Consider the following 15,570-nt stretch of genomic DNA (forward strand, 5'->3'; position numbering starts at 1 on the left):
GTCAGCGCAGGGTAGGCACGGGGCATTTCCTTGGTTCTATCTCCTATGGTCTGCTGCTATAGGCCGCATCTTCTGCAAAGAACCGATGCATGAACCGGATAATTCTCCAATGCTCGACCTGGACCGCATCGACCTTCGCCTGCTGAAGATCCTTCAGGAGGACGGACGCATCACCAACCTCAAGCTGGCCGAGGCGGTCGCGCTCTCGCCCACCGCGGTGCTGGCGCGCGTGCAGCGCCTGACGCGCGACGGTTTCATCCTGGGCTACGAAGCGCGCCTCGATCCCGAGAAGCTGGGTCGGGGCTTCACGGTGTTCGTCGAGGTACTGCTCGACCGCACCACGCCCAACGTGTTCGACCAGTTCAAGGCCGCGGTGCAGGTGCGCGACGAGATCATGGAATGCCACATGGTCGCCGGCGGCTTCGACTACCTGCTCAAGACCCGCATGGCGGACATGGCGGCGTACCGCGAATTCGCAGGCACGGTGCTGTGGCAACTGCCCGGGGTGCGCGAGACGCGGACCTATGCGGTGATGGAAGAAGTGAAGAGCAGCGCGCGGCTGCCGCTGGGACTCTGAGGCGCCGGAGCCTCAGGCGGGCTTTCTGGCCCGGCCACCGAAGATCGCGGTGCCGACCCGCACCATCGTGCTGCCGGCGCTGATTGCCGCTTCGAGGTCTGCGCTCATGCCGAGCGACAGCGTGTCGAGCTCGATGCCCGCCGCTCTGATCGATTCGAAAACCGCATGCGCGCGCAGGCACAGATCGCGTTGCGCCGCGAAATCCGGCGCCGGTTCGGGGATCGCCATGAGCCCGCGCAGCCGAAGCTGTGGCAACGCCGCCACAGCGCAGGCGAGTTCGACGGCCTCTTCGGGCGGCACGCCGGACTTGTTCGCACCCCCGTCCACGTTAACCTGAAGGCATACATTGAGCGGCGCCAGATGGGCCGGCCGCTGCGCCGACAGGCGCTCGGCGATCTTGAGCCGGTCGACGCTGTGGACCCAGTCGAACTGTTCGGCCACGGGCCGCGTCTTGTTGCTTTGCAGGGGGCCGATGCAGTGCCATTCGAGGGAGGCGCGCAGATCGGCGAGCGCCTCGATCTTGTCCAGCCCCTCCTGCACGTAGTTCTCGCCGAAGGCCGTTTGGCCCGCCGCATGCGCCTCGCGCACCGCCTCGGCCCCGAAGGTCTTGGACACCGCCAGCAACCGGACCCCGGCCGGGTCGCGGCCGGCCGTTACACATGCCGCCTCGATCCGGTTCTTTACTTGCTGGAGGTCGTCGCCAATCATCGTCATAATCGTCCAAAATCGTATCAAAACGTCACCGAACTCGAGCCGAGGAGCCCCGTGGACATCACCCAACTGCTGGCATTCAGCGTCAAGAACAAAGCCTCCGACCTGCACTTGTCGGCCGGGCTGCCGCCCATGATCCGCGTGAACGGCGACGTGCGTCGCATCAATGTCGATGCGCTCGACCACAAGGGCGTGCACGCGATGGTGTACGACATCATGAGCGACACGCACCGCAAGCACTACGAAGAATTCCTGGAGGTCGACTTCTCGTTCGAGATCGACGGCCTCGCGCGCTTCCGCGTGAATGCCTTCAACCAGGCACGCGGCGCGGCCGCGGTGTTCCGGACCATTCCTTCGAAGATCCTCACGCTCGAGCAGCTGAACGCGCCGAAGATTTTCGGCGAACTGGCGCTCAAGCCGCGCGGGCTGGTGCTGGTGACGGGCCCCACGGGCTCGGGCAAGTCGACCACGCTGGCGGCGATGGTGAACTACCTCAACGAAAACGAGTACGGCCACATCCTCACGGTGGAAGACCCGATCGAGTTCGTGCACGAATCCAAGAAGTGCCTGATCAACCAGCGCGAAGTAGGCCCGATGACGCTGTCGTTCTCGAACGCGCTGCGCTCTGCCCTGCGCGAAGACCCGGACGCCATCCTGGTGGGCGAGTTGCGCGACCTCGAAACCATCCGCCTCGCGATGACCGCGGCCGAAACGGGCCACCTGGTGTTCGGCACGCTGCACACCTCGTCGGCCGCCAAGACCATCGACCGGATCATCGACGTGTTCCCGGGCGAAGAGAAAGAAATGATCCGCGCGATGCTTTCCGAGTCGCTGCAGGCGGTGATTTCGCAGACGCTGTGCAAGACCAAGGACGGCCAGAGCCGCGTGGCGGCGCACGAGATCATGCTGGGCACGCCCGCCATCCGGAACCTGATCCGCGAGGCCAAGGTGGCGCAGATGTACTCCACCATCCAGACCGGCCAGGGCTCCGGCATGCAGACGCTCGACCAGAACCTGATGGAGCTGGTTCGCCGCAACACGATTTCCGCTGCCGAAGCCCGCGGCAAGGCGAAGATTCCCGAGAATTTCCCCGGCTGATCCACAGCCCACCGGAGTACCGACATCATGGAACGCGATCAAGCCAGCCAGTTCATCAACGACCTGCTCAAGCTCATGGTGAGCCGCAACGGCAGCGACCTGTTCATCACCGCCGACTTCCCGCCCGCGATCAAGGTCGATGGCAAGGTCACCAAGGTGTCGCAGCAGGCGCTGGGTGCGCAGCACACGCTGGCGCTCACGCGCTCGGTCATGAACGACCGGCAGGTGGCCGATTTCGAGCGCACCAAGGAATGCAATTTCGCGATCTCGCCAACCGGCATCGGGCGCTTTCGCGTCAATGCCTTCGTGCAGCAGGGCAAGGTCGGCATGGTGCTGCGGACCATTCCCGCCAAGCTGCCGACCATCGACGGGCTGGGCATGCCGCAGATCCTGAAGGACGTGTCGATGACCAAGCGCGGTCTCACCATCCTGGTGGGCGCCACCGGCTCGGGCAAGTCGACCACGCTGGCCGCGATGATCGACTGGCGCAACGAGAACTCCTACGGCCACATCGTCACGGTGGAAGACCCGGTCGAATTCGTGCACCCGCACAAGAACTGCGTGGTGACGCAGCGCGAAGTGGGCATCGACACCGACAGCTGGGAAGCGGCGCTCAAGAACACGCTGCGCCAGGCGCCCGACGTGATCCTGATGGGCGAAATCCGCGACCGCGAAACCATGGAGCACGCGGTGGCCTTCGCCGAAACCGGCCACCTCTGCATGGCCACGCTGCACGCCAACAGCGCCAATCAGGCGCTGGACCGGATCATCAACTTCTTCCCCGAAGAACGCCGCGCGCAGCTCCTGATGGACCTGTCGCTGAACCTGCGCTCGCTGGTCTCGCAGCGCCTGGTGCCGACCGAAGACGGCCAGGGCCGCGTGGCCGCCGTCGAGGTGCTGCTGAACACGCCGCTGATTTCCGACCTGATCTTCAAGGGCGAGGTGGGCGAGATCAAGGAGATCATGCGCAAGAGCCGCAACCTGGGCATGCAGACCTTCGACCAGGCACTGTTCGACCTGTTCGAGAGCCATTCGATCACCTTCGAAGACGCGATCCGCAACGCCGACTCGGCCAACGACCTGCGGCTGCAGATCAAGCTCAACAGCCAGCGCGCGCGCAGCACCGACCTGGCAGCCGGCACGGAACACTTCGCGATCGTCTGACCGGGATGCGGGGGTGCCCCGGAGCGGGCACCCGGCCTGCGGGCGAATGGCTTTAAGCTCCTGCCCCATGAGCAGCATCAACACCCGCACCTACGAATCCATCCCCGCTCAGACCGTCGCCTTTCTCGGCCTCGGCGTCATGGGCGGGCCAATAGCCGGCCACCTGGCCAAGGCCGGCCACAGCGTCACGGTCTACAACCGCACGGCCGCCAAGGCCCAGGCCTGGGCCGACGAATTCGGCCCACCGGGCCGCCACGCCGTCACCCCGCGCGAAGCGGCGGCGGGCGCCGACATCGTTTTCTGCTGCGTCGGCAACGACGACGACCTGCGCTCCGTAGTGCTGGGCGACGACGGCGCCTTTGCCGGCATGAAGAAAGGCGCCGTGCTCGTCGACCACACAACCGCTTCGGCCGACGTGGCGCGCGAGCTGTCGAAGGCGGCCGAGGCGCTGGGCCTGCACTTCATCGACGCGCCGGTGTCCGGCGGCCAAGCCGGCGCGCAGAACGGCGCGCTGACCGTGATGTGCGGCGGCGACGCGGCCGCGTTCGAGCGCATCAAGCCGGTGGCCGCAGCGTTTTCGCGTGCGGTCACGCTGCTGGGCAAGAGCGGGGCGGGTCAGCTCGCAAAGATGGTGAACCAGATCGCCATCGCGGGCCTGGTGCAGGGCCTGTCGGAAGCCATTGCCTTCGGCCAGCGCGCCGGCCTCGACATGGAAGCCGTGCTCGGCGTCATCGGCAAGGGCGCGGCCCAGAGCTGGCAGATGGACAACCGCGGCAAGACCATGATCGACGGCAAGTTCGACTACGGCTTTGCCGTCGACTGGATGCGCAAGGACCTGGGCCTGGTGCTCGACGAAGCCAAGCGCAACGGCGCACGCGTGCCGGTGACGGCGCTGGTCGACCAGTTCTATGCCGACGTGCAACAGGCCGGCGGCAGGCGCTGGGACACCTCAAGCCTGATCATCCGGCTCAAATGAAAAAGGCCCGCGGATGCGGGCCTTCTTGTTTCAGCGGACCGGCGAGGTCGTCACCGCCGGCTGCGCGGGCGCCGAGCCCGGCGCGGGCAGCGGCTCCATCGGCGGCAGCGGCACGCGCGAGGAAGATGAAGAAGGCGTCGCGTTGCTCACCGGTGCAGGGCCCGTGCCGCCACGCTGTGCCGACGACTGGTTCACCGCCTGGCTCGCGGCGAGGTCGGCCTCGCTCACCACCTCGACCACGCGCACCACCTTCACCACACCGCCCACGCCGCGCGTGATCTCGGTCGCGCGATCGGTCTCGCGCCGCGTGGCGATGCCCATCAGGTAGACCACGCCGCGTTCGGTGATCACCTTGAACGAATTGGCAAAGATGTCCTTCGCATCGAGCAGCGAGGCCTTCACCTTGCCGGTGATGTAGAGATCGTTCGAGCGGTCCTGGAAGGTGCTGGGCGCGCCGAGCGTGAGTTCGTTCACCACGGAGCGCACGTTGACCACGCGGCCCACTTCGTCCTCGACGCGGCGGCGGTCCGCCTCGTTGCCCACCGCGCCGGTCAGCAGCACCTGGCGGTTGTAGCTGGTGACGCTCACATACATCTGGTCGTTGGCGATGTCGCGCACGCGGGCGGAGGCGCGCAGCTCGATGCCCTGGTCGTCGAGCTGGGCGCCCGAGCTGCGGCGATCGGTGGCCACCATGCCCACGCCCACCACCGCGGCACCACCCACCACGAGGGGCACGCAGGCGGAAAGGCCTGCGACCAGGGCGGCACCCAGGGTGAGTGCGAGGGCGAAACGCTGGGTCGACGTGGCCGTCATGGTCTTCATGGTCATGAGGAAGCTTCCTGTTCTCCGAGTAACTGGGCATCCACACCGTCGCACAGGCAATGCAGCGCGAGCAGGTGGACTTCATGGATGCGCGCCGCACGCTCGTGCGGCACGCTGATCTGGACATCGGTTTCGCGCAGCGCGCGACCGATGACGCCGCCGGTGCCGCTGCTGCCCGCACCGGGCGCCGCGGGCGGACCCGAGACGGCATTGCCGAGCAAGGCGACCACGGTCATGTCACGCTCATGCGCCGCCAGCACGGCGGCGAGCACCGCAGCCGACTGGCCGCTGGCGCTCAACGCAAGCAGCACGTCACCGGCCTGGCCCAACGCGCGCACCTGGCGGGCGAAGCGGTCGGCATCCATGGCGCTGGCGCTGTCGGCGTAGGGGTCGGTGGTGTCGCCGGGCAGTGCGATGGCGCCCAGCTCGGGCCGTTCACGTTCGAAGCGGCCGACAAACTGCGCGGCGAACTGCGCAGCCAGCAGACCTGACACGCCGGCGCCGCAGGCCAGCACCTTGCCGCCGCTGGTCACACAGGCCAGGATGGCCTGCATCGCTTGAGAGATGGGTTTGCTGAGGACCGGTCCGGTCTGGTATTTGAGGTCGGCACTGTCGATGAAGTGCTGCTGAATCCGTTGCTCGAGCATGGGGCGGGATGATAACTGGGGGCTGTGAAACAAGACGTGTGAGTTGTGGAGCCTTCATGAGGGCTTCAGTTCCCTCGCAAGGCGCATCAGGCCGCGTCGAACGCCGCCTGGAGCCAGGTGATTTTCTCCTCCACCAACACCACGTCGAAACGGCACGGCGGCACCGAACGCAGCCGGCTCAGGTAGTGCTGCGCAGCGAACACGATGCGCCGCTGCTTGAGGCCCGTGATGCTGCCGCCCGCGCCGCCGTGCGTGCCGGCACTGCGCTGGCGGACCTCGACGAACACCAGCGTGCCGTCGCCAGGACCACGCGGATCGCGCATGATCAGGTCGATCTCTCCGCCGCCGCGGCCGGGCGTTCGATAATTGCGCGCGATCAGCACGAGGCCGGCGTCCTGCAGATGCGCGAGCGCGGCGTCTTCCGCCGCATCTCCGCGATGCTTCGTCGTTCTGGTCTTCATGGCTCCCTGCCGTCTTCTCTTTTTTGTCGTCCGCTCTCACGGAGAAACCTCTTGGCTTCACTCGCCCCTGCTTCTTTCGGCGCCGCCCTTGCGGCCGCGCACGACGCCGCGGGTGCGCAGCATTATCCGCAGGCCACGCTCTACGTTGTCGCCACGCCGATCGGCAACCTGGCCGACATCACGCTGCGCGCGCTCCATGTGCTGCAGCTGGTCGACGTGATCGCCTGCGAGGACACGCGCCACACCCAGAGCCTGCTGCGCGCCTACGGCATCGACCGTCCGGGCGCCCGGCTGCTGGCGGTGCACCAGCACAACGAGGCCGAGGCCGCGCAGGCCGTGGTCGCACGGCTCGCGCAGGGCGAGCGCATCGCCTATGTCAGCGACGCCGGCACGCCCGGCGTAAGCGACCCCGGCGCGCGGCTCGTCGCGGCGGTGCGCGCGGCGGGTCAGCGCGTGCTGCCACTGCCGGGCGCGAGCAGCGTCACCACGCTGATCGGCGCCGCCGGACTGGTGGCGGACGGCGCGGACGGCAACGCGAGCAGTGCCTTCGTCTTCGCGGGCTTCCTGCCGAGCAAGGCCGGCGAGCGCGACACCGCCGTGCAGGCGCTCTCGCAGGAGCCGCGCGCCGTGGTGCTGCTGGAAGCGCCGCACCGCATCGAGAGCCTCGCGCGCGCGCTGGCGGTGCTGGGCGAGCGCCGCATCACCGTGGGCCGCGAGCTCACCAAGCAGTTCGAGGAGATCGCGACGGTGGCGGCGAGCGCCCTGCCCGACTGGTTCGGCGCCGACCGCGACCGCGTACGCGGCGAATTCGCGCTGGTGCTGCACCCGGTCGCGGTGAGCGGTGACGGCGGCGCGGAAGGCGAGCGCGTGCTGCGCCTGCTGCTGGCCGAACTGCCGGTGAAGACCGCGGTGCGGCTGGCCGCGGAGATCAGCGGCGCGCCGCGCAATGCGCTGTATGAGACGGCGCTGCGCATTCGCAACGACGAGCCGGGCGACTAACCGTCCAGCTCCGCATAGCGCCTGAAGATCCCGTCCTCATTGAACGCGATGCGGCGCGGGCTCTGCAGGTAGTCGTGCACGCGCTGGCGGCGCTTGACGTTGCCATGCAGTTTCTCGACGGCCGGGGTGTGGGCCAGTGCGCGTGCGGTGGCTTTCGGGAATGCGTAATGCAGGCCGTCGACCAGCTGGAACAGCGAGAGATCGGCATAGGTCAGCATGTCGCCGACCAGGTGCAGGTCGCCCGCGGGATTGCGCTGGAGCACCTGCTCGAACCAGTTCAGGAACTTCGGAATGCGTTCTTCGCGGAAGGACCGCGCGCGCTGCATGGCGGCATCGCGCTGGTCTTCGTAATAGGCGCCGGTCGAAATCGGATGGTGCGTGTCGTGTGCCTCGGCCACCGCGTCGGCGATGGTGAGCTGCAGTTGGTGGGTCCAAAGCCCGTCGGACTCGCCGACGCCCGAGAGCCCCAGCCGCGGCCCGAGGTACAACAGGATCGCGGCGGTCTGGCCGACCACGATGTCGCCGTCGACCAGGAAGGGCGGCGCAAAGGCGGCGCGGGCGTTGTTGGGGTCGCCGAGCCGCTCGCCCAGTGCGGACTCGCCGCCGCCTTTCGATTCGGGAAGCCGCGCCACGTCGACGTAGTCGGCACCCGCTGCCTCGAGCGCGAGCCGCACGAATTCACCGCGGCCCTGGATCGTGGGCCAGTAATGGAGTTGGTAAGGCATGCGGCCATGGTGTCAGGGTCTGCACAGCCCCGCAACCGGCCCGGCGCTTCACACGTCGCGTTGCCGAAGGAGGTTCACCAGAATTTCCACCAGGGCCGCGGCGCCAGCCGCAACGCCTGCGGGCGGGTGTCCAGGTCGATACCCTGCGTCACCGTGTCGCCAGAGCGGCGGCGCATCTCGGTTTCGAGGGCATGCGCGATGCCGCGCGCCTGCTTCTCGCCGCGCAGTGCGCGCCGGCGCCACTCTGCGGCATGTTCTGCCAGGCTGGCCTCGTCCAGATCAGTCAACTCCGTCATCGGTGGAAATCTTGCATGTGCGCGGTGGCGAGGAGACGCCAGCGCGTGGTGAATGGTCGCGGGGAGAACGTCGGGGGAAAACCCAAGAAAAAAACCGGAAGCCCTTGGGAGGCTTCCGGTCTTGTATTTGGTCCCGCCGCCAGGAATCGAACCTGGATCTCAGCCTTCGGAGGGCCGAATTCTATCCGTTGAAATACAGCGAGAGATAGGCTCCGGAAAATGCCCGGAGCCAGAGATTATCGCCTATCAGGCAATCGCAGTTTCAGCCTCGTGCGCAGCCACCGTGCCGATCGCCGGTCGATCGAATCCGAGCCCCGCCAGATAGGCGCGGAAGGTGCGCCGCCCGGTCAGCACCAGGTCGAAGGCGGTCGGGTCGAGCAGCCAGTTCTGGATGAGGCCACTGATCAGGGCATGCATGCCCTGCGCCGCCACGTGGCCAGGCATCGGCAGCTTGATGCCCGCGCGGCGTGCCCCCAGGCGCAGGGCTTTTTCGAAATCGACCACGCAGGCATTGCGCGCATCGAGGTGGCGCTGCTGCACCGATGCCATGTCGTGCGTGTATTCGACCTTGTGGGTGGCCACGTCGAACACGCGGCGCACTTGCGGGTCGGTGGTCATGAGGGTGAGCGCGTGGACCATGCCCTCCTCGATCTCGACCAGGGGATTGTCGCTGGCAGCGGCAGCCTGGCAGTTGGGCCCGGCCTCCAGCGGCAGGATGACGCGCTCCATCATCGCGTTGAAGAGGTCGGCCTTGTCCTTGAAGTGCCAGTAGATCGCGCCACGCGTCGCGCCGGCCTGCTGCGCGATCTGCTGCAGCGAGGTCTGCGAGACGCCTTGCGCCTGAAACAGCAGCTCCGCGGCATCGAGCAACCGATTCCGCGTGGCCAATGCCTCTTCCTTCGTACGACGTGCCACCAAGTCTCCTGATTTGTAAAGCGAACGCCCCTTGTGCATCGTGGGGCCATTGATTGCGGTCACTATACATCCATGAATGTATGTAAACTACCGGGCTTCCCCGATGGCCCGACTGTTTATGCTGTCTTCCTGTTCGCCCTGCGAACACGCCATCTCCCGTCTTCGCTTCAAAGGAATCGCATGCCTCTCCTGCATGTCTCGCGCTCATCGTCCTTTTCGCCACGTCTCGCGACCGTGGCCGCCGTTGTTCTGTTGGTCCTCGCGGGCTGCGGCAAGGGCGATGCGCCCGCCGGTCCGGGCGGCGCCGGCGGTGGCGGTGGCGGCCATCCGCCAGCCCCCGAAGTGGGCGTGGTCGTTGCCGCACCGACCGATGTCGGCCTCGTGACCGAACTGCCGGGCCGTCTCGAAGCCTCGCGCATCGCCCAGGTCCGCGCCCGGGCCTCGGGCATCCTGCTCAAGCGCGAATTCCGCGAAGGCAGCGACGTGAAGGCCGGCCAGCTCCTGTTCCGCATCGACCCGGCACCGCTGGTGGCCGCTTCGCAGAACGCCCAGGCCACGCTGGCTCGCGCCGAAGCCAACGCCGTGCAGGCCAAGGCCCTGGCCGACCGCTACAAGCCGCTGGTCGAAGCCAATGCGGTGAGCAAGCAGGAATACGCCACCGCCGTCGCCTCGCAAAAGACCGCCGAAGCCGACGTGGCCTCGGGCCGCGCCGCAGTGACGACCGCCAAGATCAACCTCGGCTATGCCGACGTGACCTCGCCCATCGCAGGCCGCATCGGCCGCGCCCTCGTGACCGAAGGCGCGCTGGTGGGCCAGGGTGACGCCACCGAGCTGGCCGTGGTGCAGCAGATCAACCCGGTGTACGTGAACTTCACGCAGTCGGCCTCCGACGTGCTGAAGCTGCGCCGCGCGCTGGCCGCCGGCCAGTACAAGCGCGCCGGCGGCGAGGAAGCCGCCAGCGTGAGCGTCGTGCTGGAAGACGGCAGCGACTACCCGCTACCCGGCAAGCTGCTGTTCTCCGACCTCACGGTGGATTCGACCACCGGCCAGGTCACGCTGCGCGCCGAAGTGCCCAACCCCAAGGGCGAGCTGCTTCCAGGTCTCTATGTGCGCGTGAAGCTCGAGCAGGCCCAGGCCACCAACGCGATCACGCTGCCGCAACAGGCCGTCACCCGCACCCAGCAGGGCGACACCGTCTCGGTGGTCGACAAGGACGGCAAGATCAGCAAGCGCACCGTGAAGATCAGCGCCGCCAAGGACAACCAATGGGTGGTGCTCGACGGCCTGAAGGCCGGCGAACAGGTGATGGTCGACGGATTCCAGAAGCTGCAGATGATGCCGCCCGGAACGCCCGTGAAGGCCGTGCCCTGGAAGAAGCCTGACCCGAACGCGGCCCCCGCCCCCGCAGCAGCCGCGCCTGGCGCAGCCCCCGCAGCCGCACCGGCTGCTGCCGCATCGGCCGCAGCACCCGCGGCAGCCCCCGCCGCGAACGGCCAGGCTTCCGCCCCGGCCGAGAAGAAGTAATTAGGAGCGCGCCCGCATGGCCAAATTCTTTATCGACCGCCCGATCTTCGCCTGGGTGATCGCGCTGTTCATCCTGGTGATGGGCGGCGTGGCAATCACCCAGCTGCCGATCTCGCAATACCCGCCGGTGGCGCCTCCGGCCATCGTGATCAACGTCGCCTACCCCGGCGCCTCGGCCCAGACGCTCGAGGACAGCGTGCTGTCCGTCATCGAGCGCGAAATGAACGGCTCGCCGGGCCTGATCTACATGGAATCGGTGGCCCAGGCCGACGGCACCGGCACCATCACGATCAGCTTCGAGGCCGGCACCAACGACGATCTTGCGCAAGTGGACGTGCAGAACCGGCTGTCGCGCGCGACGCCGCGTCTGCCGGCCGCCGTGACACAGCAGGGCGTGCGGGTGGACAAGTCGCGCAACAACTTCCTGATGTTCGTGATGCTGTCGTCGGACAACCCGGACTTCGACCCGGTGGCGCTCGGCGACTACGCGGCACGCAACGTCGTGCCCGAGTTGCAGCGCGTCGTCGGCGTGGGCCAGGCCCAACTGTTCGGCTCCGAGAACGCGATGCGCATCTGGATCGACCCGGCCAAGCTGCAGGGCTTCAACCTGTCGGCCACCGACGTGAACAACGCGATCCGCGCACAGAACGCCCAGGTGTCCTCCGGCACCATTGGCGACCTGCCCAACATTCCCGGCCAAGCCATCGCGGCCACCGTGGTGGTGAACGGCCAGCTCGCCAACGTCGAGCAGTTCAAGAACATCGTGCTGCGCGCCAACACCGACGGCTCGACCGTGCGGCTGAAGGACGTGGCGCGCGTCGAACTCGGCGGCCAGTCGTACGCAACCTCGGCGCGCCTGAACGGCGTGCCGGCGGTCGGTATCGGCGTCCAGCCGACCCCGAACGGCAACGCGCTGCAGTCGGCCAAGGCGATCCGCGCCAAGATGACCGAGCTCGCGCGCTTCTTCCCGCAGGGTGTGAAGTGGGACATTCCGTACGACAGCTCGCGCTTCGTGCAGATATCGATCACCGAAGTGGTCAAGACGCTGCTGGAAGCCGTGGCGCTGGTGTTCGTGGTGATGTTCCTGTTCCTGCAGAACTGGCGCTACACGATCATCCCGACCATCGTGGTGCCGATCGCGTTGCTGGGCACGTTCGCGTCGCTGCTTGCGCTGGGCTTCTCGATCAACGTGCTGACCATGTTCGGCATGGTGCTGGTGATCGGCATCGTGGTGGACGATGCCATCGTGGTGGTGGAGAACGTCGAGCGCATCATGAGCGAAGAGGGGCTGTCGCCGCTCGAAGCCACGCGCAAGGCGATGAAGCAGATCTCCGGCGCCATCATCGGCGTGACGGTGGTGCTGATCTCGGTGTTCGTGCCGCTCGCGTTCTTCGCGGGCTCGACCGGCAACATCTACCGCCAGTTCTCGGCGGTGATGGTGACTTCGATCGCCTTCTCGGCCTTCATGGCGCTGTCGCTCACGCCGGCCCTGTGCGCCACGCTGCTCAAGCCCGTGGAAGCCGGCCACCATGCCGACAAGCGCGGCTTCTTCGGCTGGTTCAACCGCGGCTTCTCGCGCACGGCCAAGGGCTATGAAAGCCTGGTCGCACGCATCCTGCGACGCGCCGCGCGCTACCTGATCATTTACGTGGCGATCATCGGCGCGGTGGCGTACACCTACACGCACCTGCCGAGCTCGTTCCTGCCGCAGGAAGACCAGGGCAACATCATCGTCAACGTGCAACTGCCGCCCGGCGCCACGCAGGAGCGTGCGCTGTCGGTCATGCAACAGGTCGAGGGCTTCATCCTCAAGCAACCTGAAGTGCAGAGCATGGTCGGCGTGATGGGCTTCAGCTTCTCGGGCCAGGGCCAGAACGCGGGCCTCGCCTTCGTGACGTTGAAGGACTGGGACGAACGCAAGGACCCGGCCCACTCGGCCAGTGCGCTGGCCGGCCGTGCCTTCGGTGCGCTCTCGGGCATCCGCGACGCCTTCATCTACCCGTTGAGCCCGCCGCCCATTCCCGAACTGGGCAACGCCAGCGGCTTCAGCTTCCGGCTGCAAGACCGTTCCGGCGCAGGCCACGAGGCGCTGATCAATGCGCGCAACCAGCTCCTTGGCATGGCCGGGCAGAGCAAGATCCTGTCGCAGGTTCGCCCCGACGGCCTGGAAGACGCGCCGCAGTTGCAGATCGACATCGACCGCGACAAGGCCAGCGCCCTGGGCGTGAGCTTCGACGCGATCAATGCAACGCTCTCGACGGGCCTGGGTTCGAGCTACATCAACGACTTCCCGAACCGTGGCCGCCTGCAGCGTGTGGTGGTGCAGGCCGATGCGCCCGCCCGCATGCAGCCGGACGACCTGCTCAAGCTGAACGCCAGCAACACGCAGGGCCAGCCGGTGCCGCTGTCGGCCTTCGCGACCACCAAGTGGGTCACGGGTGCCACGCAGACGGTGCGCTACAACGGCTACCCCGCGATCCGCATCAGCGGCGATGCCGCCGCCGGCTTCAGCACGGGTGCCGCCATGGCCGAGATGGAAAAGCTCGCCAGCCAGCTGCCGCAAGGCTTCGGCTTCGAATGGACCGGCCAGTCGCGTGAAGAAAAGCTCGCGGGTTCGCAGGCCATCATCCTGTACGGCTTCGCGATCCTGGCGGTGTTCCTGTGCCTGGCCGCGCTGTACGAGAGCTGGTCGATCCCGCTGTCGGTGATTTTGGTGGTGCCGCTGGGCGTGCTGGGCGTGCTGCTGGCAACGATGCTGCGCGCCTATTCGAACGACGTGTACTTCCAGGTGGGGCTGATCACGATCATCGGCCTCTCGGCGAAAAACGCGATTCTGATCATCGAGTTCGCCAAGGACCTGCAGGCGCAGGGCAAGGGCATCGTCGAATCGGCGCTGGCCGCGGCCCACCTGCGGTTCCGGCCGATCGTGATGACCTCGCTGGCCTTCGGCCTCGGCGTGGTGCCGCTGGTGATCGCCTCGGGCGCCGGTTCGGCCAGCCAGCGCGCCATCGGCACCGGCGTGCTCGGCGGCATGGTGACCGGTACCGCCCTCGCAGTGATTTTCGTGCCGGTGTTCTTCGTGGTCGTGCGCACCCTGTTCAAGGGCAGCGCGCGTCAGCATGAGGCCGACAAGCGGCATGCAGAAGCCGCCGGCATCGTGGAGGAACCCAAGCATGACTAAGAAACTGATTCCCACAGCCCTGGCCGCGGCAATGCTGCTGGCCGGCTGCTCGCTGATCCCGACCTACGAGCGCCCCGCCGCGCCGGTGCCGACCACCTTCCCGGGTGACCCGTCGCAACCGGCAGGCGCCGCGGCAGCGGCCCTGCCGTGGCAGGACTTCTTCACCGACCCGCGCTTGGCGGGCCTGATCCAGACGGCGATCGCCAACAACCGCGACCTGCGGGTGTCGGTGCTCAACATCGAGCAGGCGCGCGCGCAGTTCCAGATCGAGCGCTCGGCGCTGTTCCCGGCGCTGGGCCTCACGGGCAGCGGCTCGCGCTCGAGCCCCAACGCCTACCAGGCATTCGACAGCAGCGTGGGCAGCGTGTCGTCGCAGTACAGCGTGAATTTCGGCTTCACCGCCTGGGAGCTGGACTTCTTCGGCCGCATCCGCGCATTGAAGGACCAGGCACTGGCGCAATACCTCGCCACCGAGGAAACGCGCAAGGCCGCCCAGATCAGCCTGATCGCATCGGTCGCCACCGGCTGGATCACGCTGATGGCCGACGACGAACTGCTCGAGATCACGCGCCAGACGATGGTCACGCGCGAGGAATCGGTGCGCCTCGCAAAGCTGCGCTTCGACAACGGCGTGTCGTCCGAAATCGACTTCCAGGCCGCGAACACGGCCGCGGAAAGCGCCCGCGCCACCTACGCGCAGCAGCAGCGCGCGCGCATGCAGGACGAGAACGCGCTCGCCCTGCTGCTGGGCGCGCCGGTGCCGGCGAGTGCGCTCTCGGGCGGCACCAAGGGGCTGGACGGCATCCAGCCGATGCCCGACGTGCCCGCGGGCCTGCCCTCGGACATGCTGATCGAGCGGCCCGACATCCGTGCGGCCGAGCAGCAGCTGATCGCCGCCAACGCCAACATCGGCGCGGCGCGCGCGAACTTCTTCCCGCGCGTGTCGCTCACCAGCTCGATCGGCACCGCGAGCAGCGAGTTCTCGGGCCTGTTCGACCGCGGCTCCAAGGCCTGGTCGTTCGCGCCCACGGTCACGCTGCCGATCTTCGATGCGGGCCGCAACTGGGCCACGCTGCAATCGTCGAAGGCCGGGCGCGAGATCGCGGTGGCGCAGTACGAGAAGTCGATCCAGACCGCATTCCGCGAAGTGGCCGACGCGCTGGCCGGCCGCGCCACGCTGGGCGAAGAGGTGCGTGCGCAGCGCGCGCAGGCCACTGCGGAAGCGGTGCGCTTCAAGCTCTCCGATCTGCGCTATCGCAATGGCATCGCCAGCGCGCTCGACCTGCTCGATGCGCAGCGCTCGCTGTTCACGGCGCAGCAACTGGCGGTCAATGCGCGGCTCCTGCAACTGCAGAACCAGGTCACGCTGTACAAGACGCTGGGTGGCGGCTGGGCAACGCGAGACAAGGGTTGAGGCGCCTGGGCGCCCGATATCGGGAGGCCAATCGCCCGCTGGGGCGAGGGGCCTCTCTAT

The 15,570-nt window shown here is 67.4% G+C and carries 15 protein-coding genes and 1 tRNA gene; 8 read left to right on the plus strand and 8 right to left on the minus strand.

From position 1 onward, the window contains the following. The first annotated feature begins 109 nt into the window (after positions 1-109). Complete coding sequence (locus tag ACSFA7_RS08150; RefSeq protein ID WP_198788393.1) at positions 110-577, plus strand: Lrp/AsnC ligand binding domain-containing protein; 468 nt, start codon at positions 110-112, stop codon at positions 575-577. 12 nt (positions 578-589) lie between these two features. Here ACSFA7_RS08150 and ACSFA7_RS08155 read toward each other — a convergent pair whose 3' ends face one another. After that, positions 590-1,291: a YggS family pyridoxal phosphate-dependent enzyme gene (locus ACSFA7_RS08155; protein WP_435498943.1), complete on the minus strand. Its 702-nt coding sequence runs from the start codon at positions 1,289-1,291 to the stop codon at positions 590-592. Between the two features lie 51 nt (positions 1,292-1,342). On the opposite strand from ACSFA7_RS08155, the gene ACSFA7_RS08160 reads away from it, so the two are divergent. The 3 genes from ACSFA7_RS08160 (at position 1,343) to ACSFA7_RS08170 (ending at position 4,526) form a co-directional block, all read left to right on the plus strand. Continuing rightward, positions 1,343-2,386: a type IV pilus twitching motility protein PilT gene (locus ACSFA7_RS08160; protein ID WP_013543830.1), complete on the plus strand. Its 1,044-nt coding sequence runs from the start codon at positions 1,343-1,345 to the stop codon at positions 2,384-2,386. A 27-nt stretch (positions 2,387-2,413) separates the two neighbouring features. Beyond that, complete coding sequence (locus ACSFA7_RS08165; protein WP_176661903.1) at positions 2,414-3,550, plus strand: PilT/PilU family type 4a pilus ATPase; 1,137 nt, start codon at positions 2,414-2,416, stop codon at positions 3,548-3,550. 67 nt (positions 3,551-3,617) lie between these two features. Next, positions 3,618-4,526, plus strand: a complete 909-nt coding sequence (locus ACSFA7_RS08170; protein ID WP_435498944.1) for an NAD(P)-dependent oxidoreductase — start codon at positions 3,618-3,620, stop codon at positions 4,524-4,526. Between the two features lie 30 nt (positions 4,527-4,556). On the opposite strand, the gene ACSFA7_RS08175 is transcribed toward ACSFA7_RS08170, so the two are convergent. The 3 genes from ACSFA7_RS08175 to ACSFA7_RS08185 form a co-directional block, all read right to left on the minus strand. Beyond that, a complete protein-coding gene (locus ACSFA7_RS08175; protein WP_435498945.1) occupies positions 4,557-5,354 on the minus strand; it encodes a BON domain-containing protein in 798 nt (265 codons plus the stop codon). Further along, positions 5,351-5,995: an SIS domain-containing protein gene (locus ACSFA7_RS08180; protein WP_435498946.1), complete on the minus strand. Its 645-nt coding sequence runs from the start codon at positions 5,993-5,995 to the stop codon at positions 5,351-5,353. The genes ACSFA7_RS08175 and ACSFA7_RS08180 overlap by 4 nt, the downstream gene beginning before the upstream one ends. Positions 5,996-6,081: 86 nt before the next feature. Further along, a complete protein-coding gene (locus tag ACSFA7_RS08185) occupies positions 6,082-6,456 on the minus strand; it encodes a YraN family protein (RefSeq protein ID WP_435498947.1) in 375 nt (124 codons plus the stop codon). Between the two features lie 51 nt (positions 6,457-6,507). On the opposite strand from ACSFA7_RS08185, the gene rsmI reads away from it, so the two are divergent. Next, positions 6,508-7,455 carry a 16S rRNA (cytidine(1402)-2'-O)-methyltransferase gene (gene rsmI, locus ACSFA7_RS08190; RefSeq protein WP_435498948.1) on the plus strand — a complete coding sequence of 316 codons (948 nt, stop codon included), beginning with the start codon at positions 6,508-6,510 and terminating at the stop codon, positions 7,453-7,455. Here rsmI and ACSFA7_RS08195 read toward each other — a convergent pair. The 4 genes from ACSFA7_RS08195 to ACSFA7_RS08210 form a co-directional block, all read right to left on the minus strand. Then, the gene (locus ACSFA7_RS08195) at positions 7,452-8,180 is read right to left on the minus strand and encodes a glutathione S-transferase (RefSeq protein WP_435498949.1); all 729 of its coding nucleotides are present in this window, start codon (positions 8,178-8,180) and stop codon (positions 7,452-7,454) included. The two genes, rsmI and ACSFA7_RS08195, sit on opposite strands and share 4 nt — an antisense overlap. A 74-nt stretch (positions 8,181-8,254) precedes the next feature. Next, the gene (locus ACSFA7_RS08200) at positions 8,255-8,476 is read right to left on the minus strand and encodes a hypothetical protein (protein ID WP_206175878.1); all 222 of its coding nucleotides are present in this window, start codon (positions 8,474-8,476) and stop codon (positions 8,255-8,257) included. A gap of 128 nt (positions 8,477-8,604) precedes the next feature. After that, positions 8,605-8,679: transfer RNA gene (locus ACSFA7_RS08205), tRNA-Arg, on the minus strand. Between the two features lie 43 nt (positions 8,680-8,722). After that, the gene (locus tag ACSFA7_RS08210; RefSeq protein ID WP_435498950.1) at positions 8,723-9,391 is read right to left on the minus strand and encodes a TetR family transcriptional regulator; all 669 of its coding nucleotides are present in this window, start codon (positions 9,389-9,391) and stop codon (positions 8,723-8,725) included. 180 nt (positions 9,392-9,571) lie between these two features. On the opposite strand from ACSFA7_RS08210, the gene ACSFA7_RS08215 reads away from it, so the two are divergent. The 3 genes from ACSFA7_RS08215 to ACSFA7_RS08225 are packed head-to-tail and all read left to right on the plus strand — an operon-like array spanning position 9,572 to position 15,510. Then, positions 9,572-10,915: an efflux RND transporter periplasmic adaptor subunit gene (locus tag ACSFA7_RS08215; protein ID WP_435498951.1), complete on the plus strand. Its 1,344-nt coding sequence runs from the start codon at positions 9,572-9,574 to the stop codon at positions 10,913-10,915. 16 nt (positions 10,916-10,931) lie between these two features. Beyond that, the gene (locus ACSFA7_RS08220; protein ID WP_435498952.1) at positions 10,932-14,096 is read left to right on the plus strand and encodes an efflux RND transporter permease subunit; all 3,165 of its coding nucleotides are present in this window, start codon (positions 10,932-10,934) and stop codon (positions 14,094-14,096) included. Further along, positions 14,089-15,510, plus strand: coding sequence for an efflux transporter outer membrane subunit (locus ACSFA7_RS08225; RefSeq protein WP_435498953.1), 1,422 nt, complete (start codon positions 14,089-14,091; stop codon positions 15,508-15,510). The genes ACSFA7_RS08220 and ACSFA7_RS08225 overlap by 8 nt, the downstream gene beginning before the upstream one ends. Positions 15,511-15,570 lie beyond the last annotated feature (60 nt).

It is taken from the genome of Variovorax trehalosi (assembly GCF_051216415.1).
Classification (GTDB): domain Bacteria; phylum Pseudomonadota; class Gammaproteobacteria; order Burkholderiales; family Burkholderiaceae_C; genus Variovorax.